Source organism: Lacinutrix mariniflava (assembly GCF_001418015.1).
Classification (GTDB): domain Bacteria; phylum Bacteroidota; class Bacteroidia; order Flavobacteriales; family Flavobacteriaceae; genus Lacinutrix; species Lacinutrix mariniflava.
Genome location: NZ_LIQG01000017.1, coordinates 219,646 through 243,620, shown reverse-complemented (window position 1 = coordinate 243,620; position 23,975 = coordinate 219,646). Strand labels below are relative to the sequence as shown.

Sequence of the window (23,975 nt, the reverse complement as noted above, 5' to 3'; positions counted from 1 at the left end):
GAGTTTGAGTCGTTTAATGATTTAAGTTTACTAAAGCACATAAAGCTAAGCAATTATTTATAATCATTAATTTACATGCCATTTTTTATTTCGTAAGCTTTCATTGACGCGGTTCCAAGTTCTACTTCCATAATAGCAATACTTACTGTTGCTAATCTTTTTAGAACAGATTTATTTTCTAAGATTTTTATTTTAGAATGATATTTTGTTTTTAGAATATGTCTTTACAGGAAGAGCTTTTATTTTTTCAAAAAATAAGAGAATAGTAAGTGAGAATAGAAATTTTGTGTTGGTTCGCTTAACGTTGTTGTATATGGTTTGTTGCGTGGTTTAAGCACCTAATTTAGTAAATAATTACCGACCAAGAAAGTCCGCGAGAACTTTCGTAAGTAGGCGAGAAGCCAGCAATAAATTATATACGGTGTTAGGTGTAGTATTTACTTGTTCCATTCTTTTATAGCTTCTATTAATTCATTCAGTTTTTCATTTAAATCCATAATACTTATAGAATCAACGTTTATAAATTCAGATATTTCAGATGAATAAATTGTCTTATTAAGATTATACTTTAGTTTAATTTTATTGTTAGAATTTATTATATTTTCTTCTAGTTTAATGTTTTTATTATTTACTATTTCTACTTTGTATTTATGATTTTCATTCAACCAATTTGATAGAGTTTCGTCAGACAAATAGTTTTCAATTTCACGACCTTTAGTTATCCAACATCTATTTTCTCCAATCTCTTCTTTGATTCTAACTTTTGTTTCATTGAGTTTTGTATTAATTGTCTTTCCATCTCTATCAATAACCACATATGCATTACGGTTTATTTTTAATAATGGAATTACTTCTTTTTTTAACCATTCGAAATCAAATGATAAGTTTGATAGTAATCTACCTCCATAAAACATTATAACGTAATGTAATCCTTCCTTTAATTCGGGTGAAAGAATCTCAATCCACTTATTTATAAAATTTCTATCACTAGGTCCTTCTACCCAAATAATACCATTGCTTTGAAGTATATCACTGGCTTTTAAACCTAAATCATTTAAAATTTGTTTTGTTCCATTGTAAGATAAAACTGTTTTTGAAGTAGATTTATCTCCATCATTTGAAACGTGAATTAATTGAGCATTTTTATCAGTACCAAAAGAATCTATAACTACATTTGAGTGAGTTGTAAGAAAAAAGTAAGCTGCATGTTTCTTTGAATATTTTTTTATATAATTATATAAACGTCTTTGTAATGAAGGATGTAAATTGTTTTCCAGTTCCTCAAAAGCAAAGACATACGAGTTTGGATTTTTATTTTCAATTTTAGGTCTAACAATTAAGTTTAATAAGACTAATAAAACTGTTTTTATTCCACTTCCCATTTTAGATAATGAGATTCTTTTTTGATTTGCATCTTCAAAAAAAAGCTCCCATTTGTTATTTTCATCAAGTTGAACTAAAATTCGTGAAAAATGGATATCGGGATTTATGATAACATTTAGTTCCTCAAGTAATATTTTTTCGATTATTGTACTGTCCTTGTCTGTTTTATTCAGTATTTGTTGAATGGTATTAGTTGAACCAACACCATTAGAATAAAATTTTAATTCTGTATTCGACGTTTCAGGAATAATATCTCTTTCTGCGGAAATATTACAAAATGATTTGTTTGCAAATGGAAATTCAACTACTGAAGCCAAAGAATCAAACATCTTTTGTGCATGCCGCACATATTCAGCATCAGTACTTACAAATGTTTTTTGATTTTTACCGTTAAATTGATAAGTGTATTTTTTTCCTATAAATTGTTTTCCATATTCGTAAAAACTTCTTCCTGGTATTCCGCCACCACTAGTTCCAGAAGGGAAGACTCGAGAGATATTTGATTCATTAAGAGTGTGTTCAATTATGATTGCGGGTGTTTTAGATTCTCTTCCTGTTTTAGTGAAATTGTCGTTACTATTAACCAAAAATTCAATTAAGTCGATTAAACTACTTTTTCCAGAATTATTCTTTCCAATTATTAAGTTAATTGGAAGTATTTTATCAAATCCGCCACCTTCTTTAGAGTCAAAACATTTATAATTTTTAACTATTATTTTCTGGTTAAGTATCATTTATATTTTCTCGGTTTATTGAATTCTCGGTTGTTCGTTGATATAAAATCGTTTCAATGTTTTATATCATACGTTAAGCGAAGTTATATTTTTAAAAATTGGTTATCAACGATTACAGAGCTAGTTTTACACAAAATTATTAACATAAGTTAACTAGCTTGTTTTCGAAATTCACTTCAAATCCAAATTTAAAACAACCTATTATATAATAATTACGGAAACCCGTAAAAACCTAAATATTAAATAAAAAGATAAAATTTGTTCTCAATTTAAAGATAGGTGAGTAGTTAAATTATTTCTTCATTTTACGAACAATCAATCTTACACTAAAGAAAACAACAACTTGTGTTAATAGCATAAAAAGTCTTTTTTTTAAGCTTATAGCATCATTATAATGAGAACCGTTTATTTTTCCAATTAAAAGCATAGCCAGCATTAAAAGATGAACAATAATACTAAAAAGTATTATTTTCATAATCCAAATAGAGAGTTTTTGAATATGTGTTTTTATAGAATTATGCATCAATAGCTAGTACTTACAATTTCAACTAAATTAAAATCACTCCAAACCAAAACTAAGCATCTTAACCAAATTTTGAGAATTGTCTAACTCTAAAAAGGGATATTCAATCTTACTTAAAAAAAGACCATTTGGGTGTGCAGCATAGGTTATTTTTAACTCTTTTTCTTGTCTTAAAATTTGCTTAAATGTGTCTAAACTTATTTTACCACGTCCAACTTCTAGCAAATAATACACACAAATTCTAATCATACCACGAAGAAAACGGTTGCTTGTTATTGTAAAACGCATTCTGCCTTGTGCTTCGTTAATAAAGAGTTGGCAGTTGGTAATGTTGCAATACGTATTATCGTATAAATCGGGTTGTTTGCAAAAGGCTTTAAAGTTTTTGGTTTCGCGAATAAGCGCTGTGGCTTGTTTCATTACATCGAAATCTAACTTATAATCTTGATAAAAGGAGCTTTTATTGTGCAGTATTGGGTTTTTGTGCCAATGTATAAAATAGTCGTAAGAGCGTGCTACGGCATGGTAACGGCAATGTTGCTCTACGGTAACTTCTATAATTTCGAAAACGGCGATGCTGTTGGGTAAGTTTTTATTCATTCGGAATTTTAAATCGAATGTTGGTGCTTCGTCTAAATTAATCTGAATTACATATTGGCTTGCATGCACGCCTGCATCTGTTCTGCCACAACCATAAACGCTAATATTCTTTTTAAATATTTGAGAAAGTGTATTTTCTATAACTTCTTGTACCGTATTTGTGGTGGCTTTTTGTTTTTGCCAACCGCTATAATCGCTACCATTAAAGCCTAAATGTATAAAATATCGCATGTGTTGTATTAGAAAAAGTAAAACTAAGTATTGTAAAATGGTTACAACCTAAATAAATAGGATAGTTATTATATGTTTTAAACGGTACAGATTCTATTGCATAAAAAAAGCATAAACTTTTTAATTTATGCTTTTGTGTTTTAAATAATACTAAGCGTTTTCTTTTCTGCTATTAGCTGTAATAAAAAGGTTTCTCGCTCTATAGACATGCCTTTTTTATCGCTCGTAGCCATTATTTTAATATTATGAGCAATTGCTGTGTGTATATTAACCCAAACGGCTTGCATACCATTAGTTGTTTCGTAGGCTTCTAAACTTGTATTGCCGAGTTCGGTATTAATTTCGCAAGTGTAGCAATAGGAAATCATGTGTTGCACATCGAAATCTGGTTTGTACCAAGGTCTGTACTCTTCGTAAATACCAAAAGGTTTAATGTTTCTAATGTTTTGGGCACCAGTTTCTTCGTTAAGCTCTCTTTTCATGCCTTCTATTTTATCTTCGTCTAGATCTAAACCACCTCCAGGAAGACTATAATCTTCATATCTTTTAGTGTAAAGTAGTAAAATAGAATCGCCATTAATAACAATGCTTCTGGTCGCTAACCTTGTAAAGACAGATTTGTTTTCAAGGTCTATAACCTCTGGATGATAGTGTGTTTTTAAATTCTGCATTTAGAGCTTTTAATTTTGCGCAAAAATAACGGTTTGTTTATTATATTAGAAGTAGTGCAGTTACTTGTTTTATGCTTTGTTTAATTTGTGGGTTATTAAACAAAATAAAGCCCTGGATATATCCAAGGCTTTATTATAATGGTAATCTAATTTGTTTTAATTAAAAGAAGCCCATTGGTTTCTTGTCGTAAGAGATTAACATGTTTTTTACAACGCGGTAATGGTCTAAAGCCATTTTGTGGTTTTCACGGCCAAATCCAGATTCTTTAACGCCACCAAATGGTGCGTGAGCAGGATAAGTATGGTATTGATTTACCCAAACTCTACCTGCTTGTATAGCACGAGGTACTTGGTATAATTCGTGTGCATCACGAGACCAAACACCAGCACCTAAACCGTAAGGCGTATCGTTTGCAATGGCAATTGCTTCTTCTGTAGAACTGAATGTTGTTAAAGCTACAACTGGGCCAAAAATTTCTTCTTGGAAAATACGCATCTTATTATTTCCTTTTAAAACTGTAGGTTGGATGTAGTATCCTTCAGAAAGTTCACCTTCATAATTACCAGCATCACCACCAGCAACAACTTCTGCACCTTCATCTTTTCCTATTTTAATATAGTCAAGAATTTTGTCGTATTGTGGCTTAGAAACTTGAGAACCAATCATAGTTTCTGGATCTAATGGGTTTCCTGTTTTAATTGCTTTTAAACGTACTTTCATTTTTTCGATAAAAAGATCTGCAATATCCTCATGCACTAAAATACGTGATGGAGCAGTGCAAATTTCACCTTGATTTAAAGAGAACATTAATGCACCTTCAATAGCTTTACTAAAGAAATCGTCGTCGTGATCTGCTACAGATGGAAAAAACACGTTTGGAGATTTACCACCTAGCTCCATAGTTACTGGAATAATATTTTCGGCAGCATTATGTAAAACTTTACGTCCTGTTTCTGTAGAACCAGTAAAAGATAGTTTTGCAATACGCTTAGATGTTGCTAAAGCCGCGCCAGCCTCAGCACCAAAACCAGTTACAATATTTAATACACCTGCTGGTAAAATATCACCAATAAGTTCCATTAACATAATAACACTTGTAGGTGTTTGTTCTGCTGGTTTTACAACAGCTGTACAACCGGCTGCTAAAGCTGGAGCAATTTTCCAAGCTAGCATTAACATTGGAAAGTTCCATGGAATAATTTCTCCAACAACACCAACGGGTTCATGTAATACGATACTTACTGTATCTTTATCATGTTCTGAAATACTACCTTCGTCTGCACGAATTACACCTGCGAAATAACGAAAGTGATCGATACAATAAGGGATATCTGCTGCACGAGATTCGCGAATTGGTTTACCGTTATCAATCGTTTCTAAAGTTGCTAAGTACTCGAAGTTATCTTCCATAACTTGAGCAATTTTTAATAACATATTACTACGCTCTGTTGCTGATGATGTACTCCAAGCAGGAAATGCTTCGTGTGCTGCGTCTAACGCAAGATCGATATCTTCTTGTGTTGAACGTGCTGCTTGTGTAAATACTTTACCATCTACAGGAGAAACGTTATCGAAATATTGACCTTTAACTGGGTCTACAAATTTTCCTCCGATAAAGTTTCCATACTTTTCTTTAAATTCGGGTTTAGTTACATTTGCCATAATTATAAGTTTTTTTAATGTGAATAAATACTTTGTGACAAGCATTTTAATTATGGTACAAAGATAGAATGGAGGAGAGGATTCGTATTTATTGATACAGTTCAATAACTTATGAAAATAGTCCAAATAGTAAAAACTAGTGTTAATTAAATCCTAATTAATTATTAAAACACTGATTATTAATAGTTTAAAATAAAATAGAAATATTTAAATTTCGGTTGGACTAATTCCGAATTTGTTTTTAAACGCGGCACTAAAGTTAGAAAGGTTGTTATAACCGACGTCTAAATAGATATCAGACGCTTTTAAATCGCCTCCTTGTAGCAACTCTTTAGCCTTTTGTAAACGCTTATCTTTTAACCATTTTCCTGGAGCTTCTTTATATTCTGCAGTAAAATGTCTTTTAAAAGTTGATAAACTCATATTGCATAAAAATGCAATTTCTTCTAATTTTAGGTTAGAGTGTATGTGGTCTTCAACTATATTTTTAAAAGGAGATACTTCTTTAGATATTAAGGCGTGTAAGTAATGTTCAAACTCACTACCATATTTGTCTAGTAAGTACAATAGTATTTCGTCAAATTTAAGCGCTAATATTGCATCGCAATATGGAGAATCTTCAAAAGTGATGGAAGATAACGAACTTATAAAGGACGCAATATAATCATCATTTTCTATTACAAAATATGGCACCTTTTCTTGGTAAGGCTTTACGTTTTTGGTGTATTTACTTAAAAAATCGGTAAGTTTTTTTTCTGAAAAAAAGAAGAGTTTACAATAGTAAATGGCTTCCGTGTCTAATAATTCTGTCCAAAGCCAGTTTCCTTTTTTTAGTAATAACGATTGCTCGCTATTTACCGCTTTAGAGGTATTTGCAAAATGGACTTGCTTTTTACCAACTTGCAAAAAACTAAACATATTCATACCTAAATTCACTTTGCTTTTAACAACGTCTGTGGTCATTTTAAAGTCGTAAACAAATAAATCTGGGCTTTCTTTTTTATTCTCAATATAAAGTTCGGGTATGTTTTCTATTGCCATTTATTTTCTCTGAATCGTGTTAATGTAATATTAATAGCTTCTAAAACCTTTTTAGGTATAACTTCTAAATGTTTGTTTAAAATATTATAACAGACTTTTTTCGCTAATGTCTTCAATAGTCTTTGTTGTACTACTTTGGCGTTGCTAACCTTTGTAATTGCTGCCATTAAAATATAAAGGTATAAAATATCGCATCTGTAAATTGGAAATAAGTAAAGCTAATATGGCTTAAGATAACAGATAGTTATTATATATTTTAACTGTTAATGTAAAACGCTTGTTGTTTTCTTTTATCTTTTTCCAGCAATAGACATTTTGTTATCTTCTACTAGAATAACTTCTGTATTACTTATTGGAACGAGTTTAATTTTAGAGTCGTACGCTTTAAAAACACTATCTGCTGCTGCTTTAAAAGGTTCGTTTGTGTAATGTGGTAACGGATAAAAATCAATACTATTTAAAGCATTGTAGTCTTTTAGGTTTTCGGCTTTAGTTTTATCATCCATTTCTTCAACATATGTAATGCTTTTAGATAGTATTACAGAACCTGCTGAAGCGCCAACATATACTTTACCATTTTCTATTTCGGAAGTTATAACTTTATCTGCTCCAGATTTTATAAGTTCTTGAAGTAAATAAAATGTATTGCCTCCAGAAACGTAAATAAAGTCATTTTTTTCAATGGTTTCTTTAACTTTTTCTTGAGAGGTATTGGCTATATCTAAGTCTTGTACAATAAGGCCTAATTTTTCTAATGCTTTTTTGTCGTCGTCTACATAGCCTTTGTATTCTTCGGGAACACTTGCTATTGGAATAAACGTAATTGTTTTATGCTTCAGTTTTTTACCTACAAAAGGTTCTAAAAATTCTGCAACATCGACAAATGAAGAGGATAGGAAAAGTTTTTTCATTAATTTTATTTCTTAAACGTTAAATTGAATTTGGTTTCAAAATACCTAATTTATTTTTTAATCTGTAGATTTTTTAACAGAACTGGCATGATCTTTAATAAAATACCAATGGCCATTTATGTTTTGCAAATCGTAGCTCACTATCATTTTATTAAAATAAGGTTTACCGTTACGAAGTGGTTCGCTATAGACAACTTCTACAATTGCCATACCGTGTGTTTTACCAATACTTGTATTGAGTACTTTGGTTGTAAACGACCACTCTAAATCTGCTGTAAACCAATCTTGATGGTATTGCATAAAGTCTGCATTTGTGTATATTGGCTCAGTACTTGGTAAAATAAGTTGCATATTACCATTAGGAGTTAATGTGCTTTTCATAGCTACTAAATCCTTTTTAGGCACAGCTTCTAAATGTTTGTTTAAAACAGAATGAAAGGCCTTTTTGTTTGACTCTTGAATGGCTATAGTATCTACTTTGACAATTGGTTCTGGTGTGTTATTACAGCTAAAGATTGATAATACTAGAAGTAGAAGTATGGTGTGTTTCATAATAAATAGTTTATTCTTTTAAATCGTAAACAGAGTACATGTTTTTGTCTATTAGCTTTTTAGGAATCGCACTAAAAAGAGCATTCCTTACAGAATAACCTGTATTTAAGTTGGCTATTTTTCCTGTAAACCAAGATTGCTTCACGATACTATTTACACGTTTAAAACGTTTGTTTTCGAAAGCTTTGAAATTGTTTTCGGTTGGATTTTTAGCAATCAATTTCCCTAAATAATAGGCATCTTCGATGGCTTGAGCACCACCTTGTCCCATATTAGGCGTTGTAGCATGTGCTGCATCACCAATAAGGCAAACATTATCTTTTTGCCAGTGTTTTATGGGTTTTAAATCGGTGATATCGTTTCTTAATATAGCATTGATTTCGGTGTTATTTATAAGTTCATTTACCAAAGGATGGAAATCTTTAAAGTAGGAGAGGAGTTTGTTTTTTAAAACTGCTCTATCATCTTTTTGAAACGCTTCACTGTTTTTTACTGCAAACCACGAAGTTTCATTTTCTGAGAGTTGAGACAAACCAAACCTGATGCCTTTTCCCCACATTTCGATACCTCTGTCTTTATATTCTGGAGGTAAAGCACTTTTCATGACGCCACGCCAACAGGTTTGTCCAGAATACCGAATTTGTGATTTTGGAAATAGTTGTGCGCGTACTTTAGAATCTATACCATCTGCACCAATAAGGTATTGGCTTTGTGTTGTTGTACCATCTTGAAACGTTACAGTTACGGTGTTATTTTCTTGTTTATAAGATGCAAAAGCTTTGTTCCAGTGTATTTTTTCTTTTGGGATAGCTTCTATTAAAGCCAATTGTAGTTTTGCACGATGAATAGCTACTGTAGAGAATCCGTATTTTTCTTTGGCAGGTAATTGGCTACTATCAGCTAATGGTTTTAGTTTTTCGGTAGATAATGTAATACGATCGACAACATTACTCACTTTAAAAATATTATCTATAACACCTGCGAATTCTAAGACTTGCAATGCGTTTGGTGCCAACCAAATTCCTGCACCTAATGCGTTTGGTCCTTTAGCTTTTTCAAATATTTGATAGTCTATGTTTAATTTCTCGAAGACTACAGCAGTGGTTAAACCGCCAATTCCGGCACCTATAATTGCGTACATTAAAGTTATTTAGTGTGTTGTTGGTTCGTGTGATCTTTACAGAAAGTTGTATCGAGAACCTTATCTCAAGTTCTCGATACAAAATCAATAATTTCATTGCATTCAATTATTGATTTCACTCAAACGGACAACTGTTTTTCTTCCTATAAATATACGGAAAGAGTCATAACTAATAAAGTAAATACAACCAAAGTAATAAACAAAGGCATGATAAATTTAAGCCATTTATCGTATCCTACTTTTACTATTGCTAAAGACGCTAATATTAATCCTGTTGGGTTTATTAAATAAAATAAACCCATTCCGTATTGGTAGGCATTGACTACAATTTCTCTTCCTACACCAACGCCATCTGCTAAAGGCGACATAATTGGCATGGTTAAAACTGCCATTCCAGACGAACTTGGAATAAAGAACGAGAGTACAGCATAAATACCTGTCATGGCACTTGCAAATACACCTTTATTCATTCCGTTGGTAACATCGCTGGCGTAATATAACATGGTATCGCTAATCATTCCATCATCCATAATAACCGTTATTCCTCTAGCAATACCTATAATTAATGCAACACCTAGTAAATCTCCTGCACCTTTTACAAAAGTATCGACAAAAGTAGATTCTTTAATTTTTGAAACAATACCTATTAAAATAGCACCTACTAAAAAGGTTGCAGACATTTCTTGCAAATACCATCCGTACATTGATACTCCTGCAATCATGATTATAAAACATGCTGCAAAAACAAATAATGAAATACGAAGGCGTGTTGTAAATTGAACGCTTTCTGTTTCTGCTTTGCCAAAAAGTGCCATTATTTCGTCTTTTTGATCGTAAATTATAGATTTTGTAGGATCATTTTTTACACGTTTTGCATACCTTAAAATGTATCCTATAGAAATTAGTAAACAAGCCGAAAGCATTATTATTCTACCAATTAATCCTGTAGTCCAACTTATTCCAGCCGCATCACTTGCTATCATTGTGCTAAACGGATTAACGGTTGAGCACATGGTGCCAATGGAAGAGCCAATAAAAATACAAGCAACACCAACCAAAGCATCATACTTTGCGGCTAAAAAGACGGGTATTAAAATAGGGAAGAAGGCCATGGTTTCTTCAGCTAAACCAAACGTTGTGCCTCCAATAGATATTAAAAGCGTTACTAAAATAATTAGTATAAACTCGTAACCTTTTAATTTATCGGTTAGCCATGAAATACCAGCATCAAAAGCACCTGTGCTGTTTATAATACCAATTAGACCGCCAATAATTAAGACTAGAAAAATGATTTCGGCAGATTCTATAATTCCTTTTACCGGTGATTTAATAAACTCAAAAATGCCTTGTGGTCTAGCTTCTAGTTTTTTATAAGTATTTGGAATATTAATCGCTTTATAAATATCACCTCCTGTAAATTTCTCTAAAGGTATTTTTATAGATAATGCGTTTAAAGTTTCTTGTGTTGCTGGCAGATTTATAGATTTTTCAGAACTTGCTTGTGTAAAATTATTACTATCTGTATTGTAAACTAAAGTATCGTATTTTCCTGCAGGAATAAGCCAAGTTAATAACGTTACAAGTGCAGCAATAATTAGTAAAATGGTTTGTGCTGTTGGAAATTTAATGTTTTTCATATGTATTTCCCGAGAAAGCGGGAAGCTTGTCTTTTTGTTTCCGCGTAGACGGAAATTTTATTTATTAACTTCTATTTGAAACAATGCTGCTGGCTGATTGTGATAATGGTCTGGTAATCCCTTTGTATTATTTAAAGTGAACATTCCTAGAAAATTGAAACCGGCTTTTTCGTAATATGAAATTAGCTTGGTATTATGTCCTACAGTATCTAATCTTATAAAATCTACTTCATTTTTAGCAGCGTAAATTTTGGCCCAATTTACAATTTTAGTAACAAATTCTTGTCCTCTAAACTCTGGATTTGTTGCAATACGATGAATATAAATGGCTTTATCGTTTTTACTGTTTTCCCAAATTTGATCGTCTTTAAACGCAACTGCCCAAACACAAGCAATTTCGCCGCCTATAGTCAGTTTGAATTGTCTATTCTGGATGATTTCATTTTCTACTAATTCGCGTTCAAAATCTGGCCAAACTACAACGGTTTCCTTTGCTTTTTGGTAGTCTGAAGCTATTTTGTATAGTTTAAAAATGCTATTAATGTCATTTAGTGTTGAGTTTTTAATTCTCATTTTAGTCGTTTCAATTGGTATAGATATTAAAGATAGTCTTATTTTGTGCTGAATTTAATAGTTGCTATTATAAAAGTTATGACCCCAAACATTCACGAAAGTTGGAAATCACAATTGCAAAACGAGTTTGATAGTCCGTATTTTAGAGACTTAATGACTTTTGTGACGAAACAGTATGCAGAGACACAATGTTTTCCACCTGAAAACTTAATTTTTAATGCTTTTGAAAAATGCCATTTCAACGATTTAAAAGTTGTTATTATTGGTCAAGATCCTTATCACAATTACAATCAAGCCAATGGTTTGTGTTTTAGTGTTAATGATGGCGTAAAACATCCACCGTCGTTAATTAATATTTTTAAAGAGCTTGAAACCGATTTAAATATTTCTTATCCGTCAAGCGGAAATTTAGAACGTTGGGCAGAACAAGGTGTGTTTTTACTGAATGCAACTTTATCTGTGCGTGCACATGAAGCCGGAAGTCATCAAAAACAAGGTTGGGAAATCTTTACGGATGCGGTTATTAAAACTATAAGTGATCAAAAAGAGAATGTTGTGTTCTTACTTTGGGGAGGTTTTGCTAAGAAAAAAGCAAAGTTGATTGATAAAAAAAAGCATCATATTTTAGAATCTGGTCATCCTTCTCCTTTAAGTGCTAATCGAGGTTACTGGTTTGGGAATAGACATTTTAGTAAGACTAATGTTTTGTTAGAAAAACTTGGTTTGGTCGACGTGGAGTGGTAGGTGAAAATTGCTTTCCTTTTTTTTTTCAAACTCTCCGTCTTTTCCTTGAAAACCCACCTCTCTTTGACTAAAGAGAGGAACTGTGCTAGATTGTATTTCTTTAATATTTAGGATTGTTTGTTGATACAAAAGTTCTAGTTTTCTATATTTTACACTAAAGTTGAATTGTACTGGCTCTCCTCTTATTTTAAAAATAGAATGAATTTTGATTTCCTTAGAAATGGAAAGAAAGAGGAGTTAATAGTCGTTATAATTTAACTCTGTGCTTTATTACTTAGATAGCTTAAAATAGCTTCACATTTTTCTTCAAACTCTCCGTCTTTTCTTTGAAAAACCACCTCTCTTTAACTAAAGAGAGGAACTGTGCTAGATTATTCTTCTTTTTTATTTATGACTTTTGTTAATACAAAAGTTCTAGTTTTCTATACTTTGCATTGAAGTTAAGTTGTACTAGCTCTCCTCTTATTTTAAGAGGAGAATGAATTCTGAATTTCTTTAAAATCAGAAGAAAGAGGAGTTAACAATTATTATATTTTCTATCAGCTATTAATCTGATCTTCAATTTCCATATAAATAGATGGTAGATTCTCGAATGCCATTTTGTTTTCAAACCTAATAACTTTGTATCCTAGACCTTCTAAATATTGAGTTCTAATTTCGTCTTTCTCAAATTGATTACGTGTATTATGGATTTCTCCATCTAATTCTATGATGAGCTTATATTCAGCACAATAAAAATCGACTATGTAATAACCTATACTGTGCTGTTTTGTAAATCTAATTCCTTTAAACTGTCTTGCTTTTAGTTTAGACCATAAGTAAGCTTCGGCCGGCGTTAGAGATTTTCTTAAAATAGATCTGAGTTCTTTTAATTCTTCTTTAGAATGTAGTTTTTTTCTGTACACCCTTGTAAGTTAGTGATTTTGTAGATAACTTAAATAGCTTTGCATTTCTCTTCAAACTCTCCGACTTTTCATTGATAAACTACTTCTCTTTGACTAAAGAGAAGAACTGTGCTAGATTATTCTTCTTTTTTATTTATGATTTTTTGTTGATACACAAAGTTATGGTTTTCTTTCTTTGTATTGAAGTTAAACTGTAATAGCTCTCTTCTTATATTAAGCCGAGCAATGAATTTTCATTTCCTAAGAAATGGAAAGAAAGAGGAGTTAATAATACCTATAAAGTTTCCACCAAATCCTTATAATCCCATTTCTCAGGAATAATATTTAGAGCCAACAACTCATCTTGAACTTTATTAATAGTTTCTTTAGAGATATTCTCTTGAGACCATTCTGTTAAACCTAACCATTCTTGTACATCTTCAATTTCTTGCTCGTAACGGTTTGCAATCATTCTATCAATACTTGGGATTTCTTTAAACTCTGCAGTAGTATTGTTTACAATATCTAAAATGGTTTTTACGTCTTCTCTATTAGTCTTTAAAAAGTCTTCACGAACAGCAATAACAAAGCAAGGCCATGGACTTGGACAATTGTCAATACGTCTAAACGTACCATTATCTACCAATGGTTTTGTGGTGAATTTTTCCCACATAAAGTAATCAGCTTTACCTTCGGTTAAACCTTCTACAGCTCCATCCAAATTCTTTATAACTTCAAAATCTAAATCTTTTTCAATATCCCATCCGTTGTTTTGAGCATTTATATAGGCCATTAAATGAGAACCGGAACCATACCTGCTGATTGCTGCTTTGGTTCCTTTAACGTCTTCAATGGTTTTATAATCTGAGTTTTTGGCTACGTGAATTCCCCAAATAAGTGGTGTTTGAACAAAAACCTGAACAATTTTAGATTTATTTCCAGCAATAATGTCTTTAACAATACCTTCGGTTAAAATAACTGCCATATCTATAGTCCCATCTCTAAGACCTTTACACATAGCGCCTGTACCTCCAAAATAGTCTTTCCAGCGTAAATTTATATCTGCATCTTTATACTCGGCATTTTTAAGTCCTAAATACCAAGCCAAATTAAAATGTTCTGGAACACCTCCAATGTTTATTGTTTTCATAGTCTTATTCGTCTTTCGACTGCGTTCAAGGTAAACTTAAACGATAATTTTATTTGTTACGATTTCATAAGTTTAAAAAACTTTAGTCGCAACTTTCTAATTTTACTTAAATATAAAAGGCAAACACCTAATATATTACTTTACTCGACTAATTTATTTAATGTATAAATAATTAAGTCTTCAACTATTTTATTTGGATTCTCACTAAATTTTCCTGTCGCACGATTAGCTATAATAGCATTCATAGATAATGCTTTATGTCCTAAAAGTTTAGAAATACCGTAAATTCCAGCGGTTTCCATTTCTAAATTAGTAATAGTTTTTCCGTTAAAATTAAAGTTAGCTAATTTATCGTTTAAATCGTTATCCTGAAGTGCTAATCGTAAAACTCTTCCTTGAGGACCATAAAAACCAACGTTAGTAGCAGTAAATCCAGTAACTGTTTTGTTAGAACTTAATTGTTTTAATAAATCTGCATCACAACTCACAATGTAAGGATCGGACTTTGCTTTATACCAATTTGTATGTTCCATTAAAGCTTTAGAAATGTCTTTATTTTGAAACGCTTCGCTATTATAGAAGTGCAGTAAACTATCGAAACCAGCAGCCATTTCGCTAATTACAATAGTGTCTACAGGTATCTCTTTTTGAATAGATCCAGAAGTTCCAACACGAACAATAGTAAGAGAAGTAAGTTCTTTTTTTATTTCTCGCGTTTCTAAATCGATGTTTACTAAAGCATCTAACTCGTTAAAAACAATATCTATATTATCGGTACCAATTCCTGTTGAAATAACAGTAATTCGTTTTCCTTTGTATGTTCCTGTTTGTGTATGGAATTCTCGTTTTCTTGTCTCAAACTCTATACTATCGAAATGTTTAGTTACGTTAGATACTCTATCCGGGTCACCAACTGTTATAATGGTGTTCGCTAAATGTTCTGGTTTTATATTTAAGTGGTAAACACTACCATCTGGATTTAATATTAATTCTGATTCTTTAATTGGCATCTATTGTATTTTTAATCAATTTATTTTCTTTTTTATCAAACTGAAATTCTCTTTTATTAACACCTCCAAACACAAAATTACAATTCAGTTCTTTTCTAAAGTTTTTTTGGTGTTCTAAAGCTAAATGTCCATTTCTGTTTAGCGTTAAGGTATCTTCAGTTTCAGTATAAAATATTTCTAATTCGTTTATTAAACGCACAATTTGCATGTCTCCAAAGCCGTAATAACCTTGATAATGCAACACATACCCAACCAAATGATGACGTGATTTTATATTGTGTTCCTTTATTAGAATTAGAATATTATACTCCAATGTACTTAAACCACTTCGTGTATCTGGAAAGCGCTTTAAATGTGCCTTTAAACAAATACTTAAATATTTAAAGTTTGAAGGTCTTGTAATTAATGGCTTTAATAAATTATGATCGCCTTCACAATAGATACGCCATGCTTTTTGTGCTGTAGCAATATCGTCTATTGTTAATTCAATTTTATTTTGATAATGTTCTTTTAGTTGTTTTGGAGAGAGTTCTGGCAATCCTTTTAAGCTTTTTTCTCCTTTAACACGTCCGCTGCAAACTAAAAATATTGGAATTCTAATGTCTTTTTGTTTTAATAAACTAATGGCAGCAATAAGGTTAATATGGCAAAATAAATCGTATTCGAACCAAAGGACAACCTCTTTATAGTCGTTAATAGCGTTTGTTTTTTGAATTTCGGATCGTATTTTTAAAATATCGTACTCCGCATCATAAACAGATTCTAAAAACGCCTTTCGTATTTCGAAAAAAGAAGTAGTATCTATTTCTTTTTCGGTTGGACCTTCACATAGCATTTCGTGCCATGTAAGCATTTCGCCTTCGTATTTCTCTTTTTCAAGATACTCTGTAAGACTTGATCCATTAGTAATATTAAGCGTTTGTTTTGTCATATAATCTAACCTCCCACACGTTTTACGTTAAAACCTTTTTCTTTTAACATCGCCATTATTTTATCGCGATAATCACCTTGAATAATAATTTTGTCATCCTTAAAACTTCCGCCAACGCTTAGTTTTTGCTTCAGCTCTTTGGCTAATGCTTTAAAATCTGTTGTTGCTCCTGTATAACCTTCCAAAATGGTAATTGGCTTACCTTTTCGTTTTTCGTATTTACAAATAATAGGACCGTCTTGTAGCCATAAAGAAGATTTCTCTTCTGTTGGTTTAACATCCTTTTCTTCGTGTTCTGGAAAGAGGTTTTTTAATTGATCTTTTAAATCCATCTTTTTTTAGTTTGCAGTCTACAGTATGCAGTATTCAGTCAGCACGTTTGAGTAAAACTGCGTACTGAAGACTGTATACTGCTTACTTTTTAAGTCCTAATTCTATTAAACGTTGGTTTAAAAATTCGCCAGCAGTAATATCGTCAAACTGCTTTGGGTTTTCGGCATCAATACAACTGTCTAAAACGTCTAATTTCATTTCACTTATTGGGTGCATAAAAAACGGAATAGAGTAGCGGCTAGTTCCCCAAAGTTCTTTTGGTGGGTTAATTACTCTGTGTATTGTCGATTTTAATTTGTTATTAGTATGTCTTGATAACATATCACCAACATTAATCATTAACTCATCTGGTTCAGCAATAGCATCTATCCATTCGCCTTCATGATTCTGTACTTGTAAACCACGACCTTGAGCACCCATTAATAAGGTGATTAAATTAATATCTCCATGAGCAGCAGCACGTTCGGCAGCTTTAGGCTCTTCGGTAATTGGTGGATAATGTATTGGTCTTAATATAGAATTACCATTATGTATGTAATTATCGAAATACAGTTCATCTAAATCCAAATAAAGTGCCAATGCTCTTAATACATACTTTGCTGTTTTTTCCAGCATTTGGTACGTTTGTTTTCCTGCTTTATTAAATGCAGGTAATTCTTTTACATCTACATTTTTAGGATATTCTTTAGCACGTTCCGCATCGTCTTCTACATACTGTCCAAAATGCCAGAATTCTTTTAAATCACCTTCCTTCTTACCTTTTGCACTTTCTTTTCCAAAAGAAATATAGCCACGTTGACCACCAATACCTGGTATTTCATAACCTTGTTTAGTTTCAACAGGTAAATCGAAAAAGTTTTTAATTTCAGAATATAAACCATCAACTAGTTTATCGTCTAAAAAATGCCCTTTTAAAGCAACAAACCCAATTTCTTGGTAAGCTTTTCCTATTTCGTCTATAAATTTTTGTTTTCTCTTTGGATCATCAGAAAGAAAATCTTCTAAATTAACACTTGGTATACTCGTCATGTCTAGTAATTTTTATTAATCATCTATATACAAATGTAAAGAAAAGATTGCAAAATTAATAATTGATAATTTTTAACCGCAATTATTAAGTTTTATGCAATAATGTTATATTTGACAAACACTATTACTGATATCTAATACACTTATAAAATAAGCTTATTAAAAACAGTATTATTTAAGCAAATGATTTTATGGAAAACAACATGTGACCATAAAAAACAATAAATTACAGACATGAAATCTAATATAAAATACAATAAAACCAAGCTATCTCCAGAAACTAAAATAGCACTATATAGAGCGATGTTAAAACCACGTTTAATAGAGGAGAAGATGCTTATTCTATTGCGTCAAGGTAGAATTAGTAAATGGTTTTCTGGAATAGGACAAGAGGCTATTTCGGTGGGTGTTACTATGTCTATGCAGCCCGAAGAATATATTTTACCAATGCATAGAAACTTAGCTGTTTTTACAACACGTGAGATTCCATTATATCGCCTTTTTAGCCAATGGCAAGGTAAAGCTAATGGTTTTACAAAAGGTCGTGATCGCTCTTTTCACTTTGGTACTCAAGAGTATAATATTGTTGGAATGATATCGCATTTAGGCCCACAATTTGGTGTTGCAGATGGTATTGCTCTTGCAAGTAAATTGAAAAACAAAAACCAAGTTACGGCTGTTTTTACAGGTGAAGGAGGGACAAGTGAAGGTGATATACATGAAGCCTTAAACGTTGCTTCTGTTTGGCAATTACCTGTGTTATTTTGTATTGAAAATAACGGTTACGGACTTTCGACACCAACAACAGAACAATATAATTGTAAAGATTTAGCCGATCGTGCCATTGGTTATGGCATGGAATCGCACATTATAGATGGTAATAATATTTTAGAAGTTTATACCAAAATTTCTGAAATTACCGAAAGTATAAGAAAAAATCCACGTCCAGTTTTAATAGAATTTAAAACCTTTAGAATGCGCGGTCATGAAGAAGCTAGTGGTACAAAATATGTCCCTCAAGATTTAATGGATGTATGGGAAAAGAAAGACCCATTAGATAATTATCGCGCACATTTAATTTCTGAAAATATACTTACAGAAAAGCAAGATGACATTTTTAAAGCTGAAATAAAAGAAGAAATTAATACACATTTAGCTCAAGCTGATGCTGAAGAAAAAATAACATCTTCTATAAGTAACGAATTAAGTGATGTTTATCAAAGTTTTGAATATCAGGATTTTGAAGAAAATTCAAACACAGAAGAGTTACGTCTAGTAGATGCCATACATGAAGGTTTAAAGCAATCTATGGAAAAGCATAATGACTTAGTAATTATGGGACAAGATGTTGCCGAATATGGTGGTGTTTTTAAAATTACAGATGGTTTTGTAGAAGCTTTTGGTAAAGATCGCGTTAGAAATACACCCATTTGTGAGTCGGCAATTATAGAAACTGCAATGGGATTAAGCATTGCAGGTATTAAAAGTGTGGTAGAATTACAGTTTGGAGATTTTGTAACGTCTGGTTTTAATCCAGTAGTTAATTATTTAGCAAAATCGCATTACCGTTGGAACCAAAATGCAGATGTAGTATTACGTATGCCTTGTGGAGCAGGTGTTGCTGCAGGACCTTTTCACAGTCAAACAAATGAAGCTTGGTTTACAAAAACACCAGGTTTAAAGGTTGTTTATCCTGCGTTTCCTAAAGATGCAAAAGGCTTATTAGCAACAGCTATTAACGATCCTAATCCTGTACTATTCTTTGAGCACAAAGCCTTATATAGAAGTATCCGTCAAGAAGTACCAACAGATTATTACACGATTCCTTTAGGCAAAGCAGCCGTTTTAAGAACAGGAGAACAAATTACTGTTATAGCATATGGTCAAGCTGTGCATTGGGCAATGAATACGTTAGATAAGCATCCAGAAATTGATGCTGATTTAATAGATTTACGTTCGTTACAGCCTTTAGATACCGAAACTATTTACGCTTCAGCTAAAAAGACAGGGCGTGTAATTATTTTACAAGAAGATTCTTTATTTGGTGGAATTGCTAGTGATGTTTCGGCATTAATTATGGAAAACTGTTTTGAGGATTTAGATGCTCCTGTTAAACGTGTAGCGAGTTTAGAAACACCTATTCCTTTTATAAACCAATTAGAAGACCAGTATTTATCGCGTGATAGGTTTGAAGAAGAACTACTAACTTTAATAGCTTATTAAGCTCTTAACACTTTAGAACACAAAAAAAACCAGCGAACCCTAATTCACTGGTTTTTTTATCGATTATTCGAGTTAATTATTAATGTACATAGCGTTTTGCGCCATTCCATAATCCATCTCTTGAGTTGCTGAATCTGTAGATTTCTCTACTAACATGTAAACGTTCTTCAGTGATACAATTCGTTTTTCTTAAGGTGTTAATAATTGCTCTCATAATCTTTGGTTTTTTTTGATTGATTTCGATTGATTTTGATTGACGCTGAATGTCTTCAGCAGTTGATTGATGATACGAAAATTATCTGTAACGTCTTCTTGTATTCCAAGTATTACTTTTAGTTCCTTCTAATGTTCCAGTTAATTGATTGTTGTTTAAAGTTCTCATAATAATTATAGTTTTAATTTGATTGATAGTTTGTTATATTAGAAAGACGATAGAAGAATAGTTTTGTTACAGTACTATGTATAACAAAGTAATAATTTAACAAATTTTAACTATTTTAACACCTTATTAAAGAGTTAGAGCAAGGTAATGCGCCTTTTTCTATTCAAAATGGAACTATTTTTAATAGATTAATAAAACTTTAATACTTAGGTATAGTTTTTGTTTTATTTTCGACAAATAGATTTATATGACTATGAAGTTTAACTTATTTTTCCTTTTTACATTATTTACAGTGCTTTCTGTAAGCGCTCAAATTGATAGTGAAAATAAGTCCATAATAATTCCTGCTCAAGAAGTCGAAGATCTTAAAGAAGATAATGAGCTTATAATAATGCCTGAAGAAAACAACAGTGCAGAGCCAGACAAAGAGCAGGAAAACGAAATAGTTTTACCTAAAACAGAAGAGCTTCCGGTTGCAGAGCGTAAAGAATTCTCTATGATTAAAGAGAATAAATTTAGAAATCCTGCAGAGTTATACCAAAAGCAATTAAAAAATGCTTTAAAATTAAGGAATGACGATGAGCGTAGGCACAATGGAAGTGAAATCACTCAATTTTTAGGGGAATATAGCACAAAAGCGAAACGCGTAAATATTATATATAGAGATCATCAAGCCGAAGATGGCGATATAATTCGCGTGTATGTAAATGGTAACATTGCACAGTCTAGAGTATTATTACAAAACCATAGTAAAGGTTTCTTTTTAACGCTTAATCCAGGAGATAATATTATAGAATTTGAAGCTTTAAATCAAGGAACAAGTGGTCCAAACACCGCTGAATTCCAAGTGTTAGACGATAATGGCACTCCTTTTATTACTAACCAATGGAACTTAGCTACAGGAGTTAAAGCAACCATAACAGTAGTTAGAGCAAAGGAGGAAGAATAGTAAACTTCATTATTTTCTTTAATAAATCAATAGAAAATCGTATTTTTACAACCAAAATTAGCATTTCAGCTAATAATTAACATTACACAGAAGAAGAATGGCAAAGTCGCAACAGACATTTAACAAATTAGAAAAAGAGAAAAAGCGCCTTAAAAAGCGTGAAGACAAGAGAAAGAAAATGGAGGCCAGAAAGGCTGAAGCAGCAGAGAATGGTACACAAGGCATTCAGTTTGCTTACGTAGATTTCAATGGAAATTTGGTAGACACTCCACCAGATCCAGAAGACAAAGTTAAAATTAAAGCAGATAATATTGTATTAGGCGTACCTAAAAAAGAAGATTTACCAGAAGTAGATCCTATTAGAAAAGGTAAGGTTTCTTTTTACGACTCTTCTAAAGGTTTCGGTTTTATTATCGATGCAGAAGATTCAGAAAAATATTTCTGTCATGTCAGTGGTTTAATTGATGAAATCACAGAGAATGACAAAGTACAATTTGAACTAGAAAAAGGCATGAAAGGCTTAAACGCTGTACGTGTAAAGAAAATATAACACTTGCTATTAACGTGTGATAAATCACAGTTAGCCTTGATTAGTAATAGTCAAGGCTTTTTTGTGCTAAGTATCTATATTTGGTAGTTAGTAATTATTCTAATTAAATAAAGCAGATATAAATAAAGGATTAGTACCTAATGGAATTAAAAGAGGAAGTTAAAATAGCAACAGTAGAAAGTAAAAAAGGAGATGCAAGAAGTTTAGATACTTTATACCGTACGCTTTCAAGAAACCACTACAGCCTTTTAAGAATGGTTGATAACAAATCTGCAATTATTTTAACTGTCAATTCAATTTTGGTAACTATGTTATTTGGAGCAACTCATCTTACTACAGGAGTTGAAAAAGAGAACATTGGCGTTTTTATTTCGTCTATAATCTATTTTTGCTTGATTTCGATGCTATTTGCTCTTATTGGCATGTTACCACATAAATATTATGGCAAAAAATATAAAAAAAGCGGATACAATGGAAGTTTGTACGCTGGAAATTTTGCTGTTATGTCTTTGTCTGAGTTTAAAACTGAGTTTACTAGAATAACAGAAAATGGTAAAACTGTTTATGATGAAATTACAACAGATTTATATTTTTTGGGACGTGCTATTAAACATAAACAAACTATGATTAAAGGCGCTGTTTTTACTTTAATTTTAGGCTTAATTTGGTCTGTGATTTATACTATTTTTAAGACTTAAAGAACCTTTAATTATTGTCTTTAAGTACTGTTTAAAAACTTAATTTAAAACTGTTCCTAAGCTATTAAATAGCTTCGCTTTGGTTTCATAAAATTTATTTTGAAGCTTAATTTGTTTAATTTGTGCATCTATTAAGCTAGATTCTCTATAATTAATTAAAAATACAGAACTTTCTCCAAAACTAAATTTTCGTTCTTCGGCAGCGAGTAGTGTTTGGTAGTCTTCAACAACTTTATCTATTATCTTATTTTGATATACATAAGACTCTAATTCAAGCTTTAGAGATTCTACCTTGTTACTTAAGCTTAATGAAGTATTTGTGCGCTCAAATTTAGACGCTTCAATTTTAAGTTTAGACAATTTTAAATCACCGCGCTCTTTTCTTAAAAATAAAGGAAAAGCTACATTTATACCTGCTTTATAATTAGAAGTACTGTATGTATTGCTTATATCTGGATCTTGAGTTATAAAATTATACTGTACATCTACTTTAGGCAGCAGCTTGTTTGCTTTAAGTTTTTTCTCTATTTCTAAGCCACTAATTTTGCTATTTAATGCTTTTAACTTTGGATGCGATTCTATATTAAATTTTAATAACTCCTCTAGTTTTAAAACAGTATCCACCTCATTAACATCTAATTGTTTTGGTGTTACGCTTTGATTAATCTCTAATGGTATTTGGTTGTCCAACCATAAAAAATTAGAAACTATTAATTTGTTTTTCATTAAACCTACTTTAGATTGCTCTAAGGCAAGTGCACGATTATTGATGTTAATATTAGCTTCTAGACTGTCTATTCCTGCTTTATCTCCAGCCAGAACACTTTCTCGAACTCCGTTATATCTTGTTTTTGCATTAGAAAGAAATCGTTTGTACATTTCTGCTTCGTTAAACGCTTGCAACCAATTAAAATAAGCAACAGACGCCTGATAAACAATATCATTAATTTGTAAATCTCGTTCTGCTTTGGTTTGCTCTTTATAAAACTTTGCTTTTTTCAAGGTTGCCATGCGTTCATTTATAAATAAACCTTGTCCTAAAGATGCAGAGATTCCTGCTGTAAACAAACCATTGTTTGGGACACTATTTTGTGGATTTAAAAATACACCACTATTTTCTTCAAAATTAGCTTTAGCTTCAATTCCATACCAAGTTGGAACCTTAAATGTGGCATTAAATAGATTGTAATATTCCTTATCCTTAAAGTCTTTTCTATTGTAATCTACTTCAATCTTAGGATCAAAACCACCACGCGCTTTAATTAAATACGCTTGACCTTCTTCTAACTTTAAATTAGCTTGTTTAGCAATAGGATGGAATTGTGTTACATAACCCAAATATTCACTGAATGTTAGTTGTAAATCGTTTTTGGTCTGTGATAAAGCAATTGTAGAGACCAAAAAGCTAAAAATTAAAATATAATGTTTCATA

General features: G+C 31.6%; 25 protein-coding genes. 5 read left to right on the top strand and 20 right to left on the bottom strand.

The window, feature by feature from the left end; all coding sequences use genetic code 11:
• Positions 1-437: 437 nt before the first annotated feature.
• From ASC44_RS02490 to ASC44_RS02440, 12 genes are all read right to left on the bottom strand, one after another.
• A complete protein-coding gene (locus ASC44_RS02490) occupies positions 438-2,117 on the bottom strand; it encodes an AAA family ATPase (protein ID WP_055446039.1) in 1,680 nt (559 codons plus the stop codon).
• Between the two features lie 292 nt (positions 2,118-2,409).
• Positions 2,410-2,592 (bottom strand): hypothetical protein, encoded by a 183-nt coding sequence (locus tag ASC44_RS02485; RefSeq protein ID WP_152973249.1) that lies wholly within the window; start codon positions 2,590-2,592, stop codon positions 2,410-2,412.
• A gap of 84 nt (positions 2,593-2,676) precedes the next feature.
• Entirely contained in the window at positions 2,677-3,471 is a 795-nt protein-coding gene (truA, locus tag ASC44_RS02480; RefSeq protein WP_055446037.1) for a tRNA pseudouridine(38-40) synthase TruA, read from the bottom strand.
• Between the two features lie 140 nt (positions 3,472-3,611).
• The gene (locus tag ASC44_RS02475; protein ID WP_055437122.1) at positions 3,612-4,142 is read right to left on the bottom strand and encodes an NUDIX hydrolase; all 531 of its coding nucleotides are present in this window, start codon (positions 4,140-4,142) and stop codon (positions 3,612-3,614) included.
• 160 nt (positions 4,143-4,302) lie between these two features.
• On the bottom strand, positions 4,303-5,805 hold the full coding sequence (locus ASC44_RS02470) for an aldehyde dehydrogenase family protein (RefSeq protein ID WP_055437407.1): 1,503 nt from the start codon (positions 5,803-5,805) through the stop codon (positions 4,303-4,305).
• Positions 5,806-6,012: 207 nt separating this feature from the next.
• The gene (locus tag ASC44_RS02465) at positions 6,013-6,846 is read right to left on the bottom strand and encodes a helix-turn-helix domain-containing protein (protein ID WP_055437123.1); all 834 of its coding nucleotides are present in this window, start codon (positions 6,844-6,846) and stop codon (positions 6,013-6,015) included.
• Positions 6,837-7,013, bottom strand: coding sequence for a hypothetical protein (locus tag ASC44_RS18010; protein WP_161804995.1), 177 nt, complete (start codon positions 7,011-7,013; stop codon positions 6,837-6,839). The genes ASC44_RS02465 and ASC44_RS18010 overlap by 10 nt, the downstream gene beginning before the upstream one ends.
• Before the next feature lie 123 nt (positions 7,014-7,136).
• Positions 7,137-7,757 carry a Type 1 glutamine amidotransferase-like domain-containing protein gene (locus ASC44_RS02460; RefSeq protein ID WP_055446036.1) on the bottom strand — a complete coding sequence of 207 codons (621 nt, stop codon included), beginning with the start codon at positions 7,755-7,757 and terminating at the stop codon, positions 7,137-7,139.
• A gap of 57 nt (positions 7,758-7,814) precedes the next feature.
• Complete coding sequence (locus ASC44_RS02455; protein WP_055446035.1) at positions 7,815-8,309, bottom strand: Cif family virulence factor; 495 nt, start codon at positions 8,307-8,309, stop codon at positions 7,815-7,817.
• 10 nt (positions 8,310-8,319) lie between these two features.
• Complete coding sequence (locus tag ASC44_RS02450; protein WP_055446034.1) at positions 8,320-9,450, bottom strand: FAD-dependent monooxygenase; 1,131 nt, start codon at positions 9,448-9,450, stop codon at positions 8,320-8,322.
• A gap of 143 nt (positions 9,451-9,593) precedes the next feature.
• Positions 9,594-11,087, bottom strand: coding sequence for a YfcC family protein (locus ASC44_RS02445; protein WP_055446033.1), 1,494 nt, complete (start codon positions 11,085-11,087; stop codon positions 9,594-9,596).
• Positions 11,088-11,144: 57 nt separating this feature from the next.
• Positions 11,145-11,660, bottom strand: coding sequence for a GNAT family N-acetyltransferase (locus tag ASC44_RS02440; RefSeq protein ID WP_055446032.1), 516 nt, complete (start codon positions 11,658-11,660; stop codon positions 11,145-11,147).
• 78 nt (positions 11,661-11,738) lie between these two features.
• On the opposite strand from ASC44_RS02440, the gene ung reads away from it, so the two are divergent.
• Positions 11,739-12,404, top strand: a complete 666-nt coding sequence (gene ung, locus ASC44_RS02435; protein ID WP_055446031.1) for a uracil-DNA glycosylase — start codon at positions 11,739-11,741, stop codon at positions 12,402-12,404.
• Positions 12,405-12,943: 539 nt separating this feature from the next.
• Here the strand turns inward: ung and ASC44_RS02430 are convergent.
• From ASC44_RS02430 to ASC44_RS02405, 6 genes are all read right to left on the bottom strand, one after another.
• Complete coding sequence (locus ASC44_RS02430; protein ID WP_055446030.1) at positions 12,944-13,309, bottom strand: endonuclease domain-containing protein; 366 nt, start codon at positions 13,307-13,309, stop codon at positions 12,944-12,946.
• A 274-nt stretch (positions 13,310-13,583) separates the two neighbouring features.
• Complete coding sequence (locus tag ASC44_RS02425; protein WP_055446029.1) at positions 13,584-14,438, bottom strand: substrate-binding domain-containing protein; 855 nt, start codon at positions 14,436-14,438, stop codon at positions 13,584-13,586.
• Between the two features lie 140 nt (positions 14,439-14,578).
• Positions 14,579-15,448, bottom strand: coding sequence for a nucleoside phosphorylase (locus ASC44_RS02420; RefSeq protein ID WP_055446028.1), 870 nt, complete (start codon positions 15,446-15,448; stop codon positions 14,579-14,581).
• Complete coding sequence (locus ASC44_RS02415) at positions 15,438-16,379, bottom strand: DUF1835 domain-containing protein (protein ID WP_055446027.1); 942 nt, start codon at positions 16,377-16,379, stop codon at positions 15,438-15,440. The genes ASC44_RS02420 and ASC44_RS02415 overlap by 11 nt, the downstream gene beginning before the upstream one ends.
• Positions 16,380-16,384: 5 nt before the next feature.
• On the bottom strand, positions 16,385-16,711 hold the full coding sequence (locus tag ASC44_RS02410) for a translation initiation factor (protein ID WP_055446026.1): 327 nt from the start codon (positions 16,709-16,711) through the stop codon (positions 16,385-16,387).
• 82 nt (positions 16,712-16,793) lie between these two features.
• Entirely contained in the window at positions 16,794-17,741 is a 948-nt protein-coding gene (locus tag ASC44_RS02405; protein ID WP_055446025.1) for an isopenicillin N synthase family dioxygenase, read from the bottom strand.
• A 234-nt stretch (positions 17,742-17,975) separates the two neighbouring features.
• Here ASC44_RS02405 and ASC44_RS02400 point away from each other — a divergent pair, with 234 nt between their 5' ends.
• The gene (locus tag ASC44_RS02400) at positions 17,976-19,964 is read left to right on the top strand and encodes an alpha-ketoacid dehydrogenase subunit alpha/beta (protein WP_055446024.1); all 1,989 of its coding nucleotides are present in this window, start codon (positions 17,976-17,978) and stop codon (positions 19,962-19,964) included.
• Between the two features lie 79 nt (positions 19,965-20,043).
• Here ASC44_RS02400 and ASC44_RS18425 read toward each other — a convergent pair whose 3' ends face one another.
• A complete protein-coding gene (locus tag ASC44_RS18425) occupies positions 20,044-20,178 on the bottom strand; it encodes a hypothetical protein (RefSeq protein ID WP_255411477.1) in 135 nt (44 codons plus the stop codon).
• 421 nt (positions 20,179-20,599) lie between these two features.
• On the opposite strand from ASC44_RS18425, the gene ASC44_RS02395 reads away from it, so the two are divergent.
• The 3 genes from ASC44_RS02395 to ASC44_RS02385 all read left to right on the top strand — a co-directional run bounded on the left by ASC44_RS02395 (position 20,600) and on the right by ASC44_RS02385 (position 22,543).
• On the top strand, positions 20,600-21,295 hold the full coding sequence (locus ASC44_RS02395; RefSeq protein ID WP_055446023.1) for a hypothetical protein: 696 nt from the start codon (positions 20,600-20,602) through the stop codon (positions 21,293-21,295).
• Between the two features lie 97 nt (positions 21,296-21,392).
• On the top strand, positions 21,393-21,845 hold the full coding sequence (locus tag ASC44_RS02390) for a cold-shock protein (RefSeq protein ID WP_055437136.1): 453 nt from the start codon (positions 21,393-21,395) through the stop codon (positions 21,843-21,845).
• A gap of 140 nt (positions 21,846-21,985) precedes the next feature.
• Positions 21,986-22,543: a Pycsar system effector family protein gene (locus ASC44_RS02385; RefSeq protein ID WP_055446022.1), complete on the top strand. Its 558-nt coding sequence runs from the start codon at positions 21,986-21,988 to the stop codon at positions 22,541-22,543.
• 39 nt (positions 22,544-22,582) lie between these two features.
• On the opposite strand, the gene ASC44_RS02380 is transcribed toward ASC44_RS02385, so the two are convergent.
• Entirely contained in the window at positions 22,583-23,974 is a 1,392-nt protein-coding gene (locus ASC44_RS02380) for a TolC family protein (RefSeq protein ID WP_055446081.1), read from the bottom strand.
• Between the last annotated feature and the right edge of the window lies 1 nt (position 23,975).

What these genes read in the sequence shown, in the direction of transcription:
- ung (WP_055446031.1), top strand. Translation starts at nt 11,739, where the DNA reads ATGACCCCAAACATTCACGAAAGTTGGAAATCACAATTGCAAAACGAG.
- ASC44_RS02410 (WP_055446026.1), bottom strand. Translation starts at nt 16,711, where the DNA reads ATGGATTTAAAAGATCAATTAAAAAACCTCTTTCCAGAACACGAAGAA.
- ASC44_RS02490 (WP_055446039.1), bottom strand. Translation starts at nt 2,117, where the DNA reads ATGATACTTAACCAGAAAATAATAGTTAAAAATTATAAATGTTTTGAC.
- ASC44_RS02475 (WP_055437122.1), bottom strand. Translation starts at nt 4,142, where the DNA reads ATGCAGAATTTAAAAACACACTATCATCCAGAGGTTATAGACCTTGAA.
- ASC44_RS02470 (WP_055437407.1), bottom strand. Translation starts at nt 5,805, where the DNA reads ATGGCAAATGTAACTAAACCCGAATTTAAAGAAAAGTATGGAAACTTT.
- truA (WP_055446037.1), bottom strand. Translation starts at nt 3,471, where the DNA reads ATGCGATATTTTATACATTTAGGCTTTAATGGTAGCGATTATAGCGGT.
- ASC44_RS02460 (WP_055446036.1), bottom strand. Translation starts at nt 7,757, where the DNA reads ATGAAAAAACTTTTCCTATCCTCTTCATTTGTCGATGTTGCAGAATTT.
- ASC44_RS02425 (WP_055446029.1), bottom strand. Translation starts at nt 14,438, where the DNA reads ATGAAAACAATAAACATTGGAGGTGTTCCAGAACATTTTAATTTGGCT.
- ASC44_RS02385 (WP_055446022.1), top strand. Translation starts at nt 21,986, where the DNA reads ATGGAATTAAAAGAGGAAGTTAAAATAGCAACAGTAGAAAGTAAAAAA.
- ASC44_RS02380 (WP_055446081.1), bottom strand. Translation starts at nt 23,974, where the DNA reads ATGAAACATTATATTTTAATTTTTAGCTTTTTGGTCTCTACAATTGCT.
- ASC44_RS02465 (WP_055437123.1), bottom strand. Translation starts at nt 6,846, where the DNA reads ATGGCAATAGAAAACATACCCGAACTTTATATTGAGAATAAAAAAGAA.
- ASC44_RS02395 (WP_055446023.1), top strand. Translation starts at nt 20,600, where the DNA reads ATGAAGTTTAACTTATTTTTCCTTTTTACATTATTTACAGTGCTTTCT.
- ASC44_RS02415 (WP_055446027.1), bottom strand. Translation starts at nt 16,379, where the DNA reads ATGACAAAACAAACGCTTAATATTACTAATGGATCAAGTCTTACAGAG.
- ASC44_RS18010 (WP_161804995.1), bottom strand. Translation starts at nt 7,013, where the DNA reads ATGGCAGCAATTACAAAGGTTAGCAACGCCAAAGTAGTACAACAAAGA.
- ASC44_RS02420 (WP_055446028.1), bottom strand. Translation starts at nt 15,448, where the DNA reads ATGCCAATTAAAGAATCAGAATTAATATTAAATCCAGATGGTAGTGTT.
- ASC44_RS18425 (WP_255411477.1), bottom strand. Translation starts at nt 20,178, where the DNA reads ATGAGAGCAATTATTAACACCTTAAGAAAAACGAATTGTATCACTGAA.
- ASC44_RS02390 (WP_055437136.1), top strand. Translation starts at nt 21,393, where the DNA reads ATGGCAAAGTCGCAACAGACATTTAACAAATTAGAAAAAGAGAAAAAG.
- ASC44_RS02455 (WP_055446035.1), bottom strand. Translation starts at nt 8,309, where the DNA reads ATGAAACACACCATACTTCTACTTCTAGTATTATCAATCTTTAGCTGT.
- ASC44_RS02445 (WP_055446033.1), bottom strand. Translation starts at nt 11,087, where the DNA reads ATGAAAAACATTAAATTTCCAACAGCACAAACCATTTTACTAATTATT.
- ASC44_RS02440 (WP_055446032.1), bottom strand. Translation starts at nt 11,660, where the DNA reads ATGAGAATTAAAAACTCAACACTAAATGACATTAATAGCATTTTTAAA.
- ASC44_RS02400 (WP_055446024.1), top strand. Translation starts at nt 17,976, where the DNA reads ATGAAATCTAATATAAAATACAATAAAACCAAGCTATCTCCAGAAACT.
- ASC44_RS02485 (WP_152973249.1), bottom strand. Translation starts at nt 2,592, where the DNA reads ATGAAAATAATACTTTTTAGTATTATTGTTCATCTTTTAATGCTGGCT.
- ASC44_RS02405 (WP_055446025.1), bottom strand. Translation starts at nt 17,741, where the DNA reads ATGACGAGTATACCAAGTGTTAATTTAGAAGATTTTCTTTCTGATGAT.
- ASC44_RS02450 (WP_055446034.1), bottom strand. Translation starts at nt 9,450, where the DNA reads ATGTACGCAATTATAGGTGCCGGAATTGGCGGTTTAACCACTGCTGTA.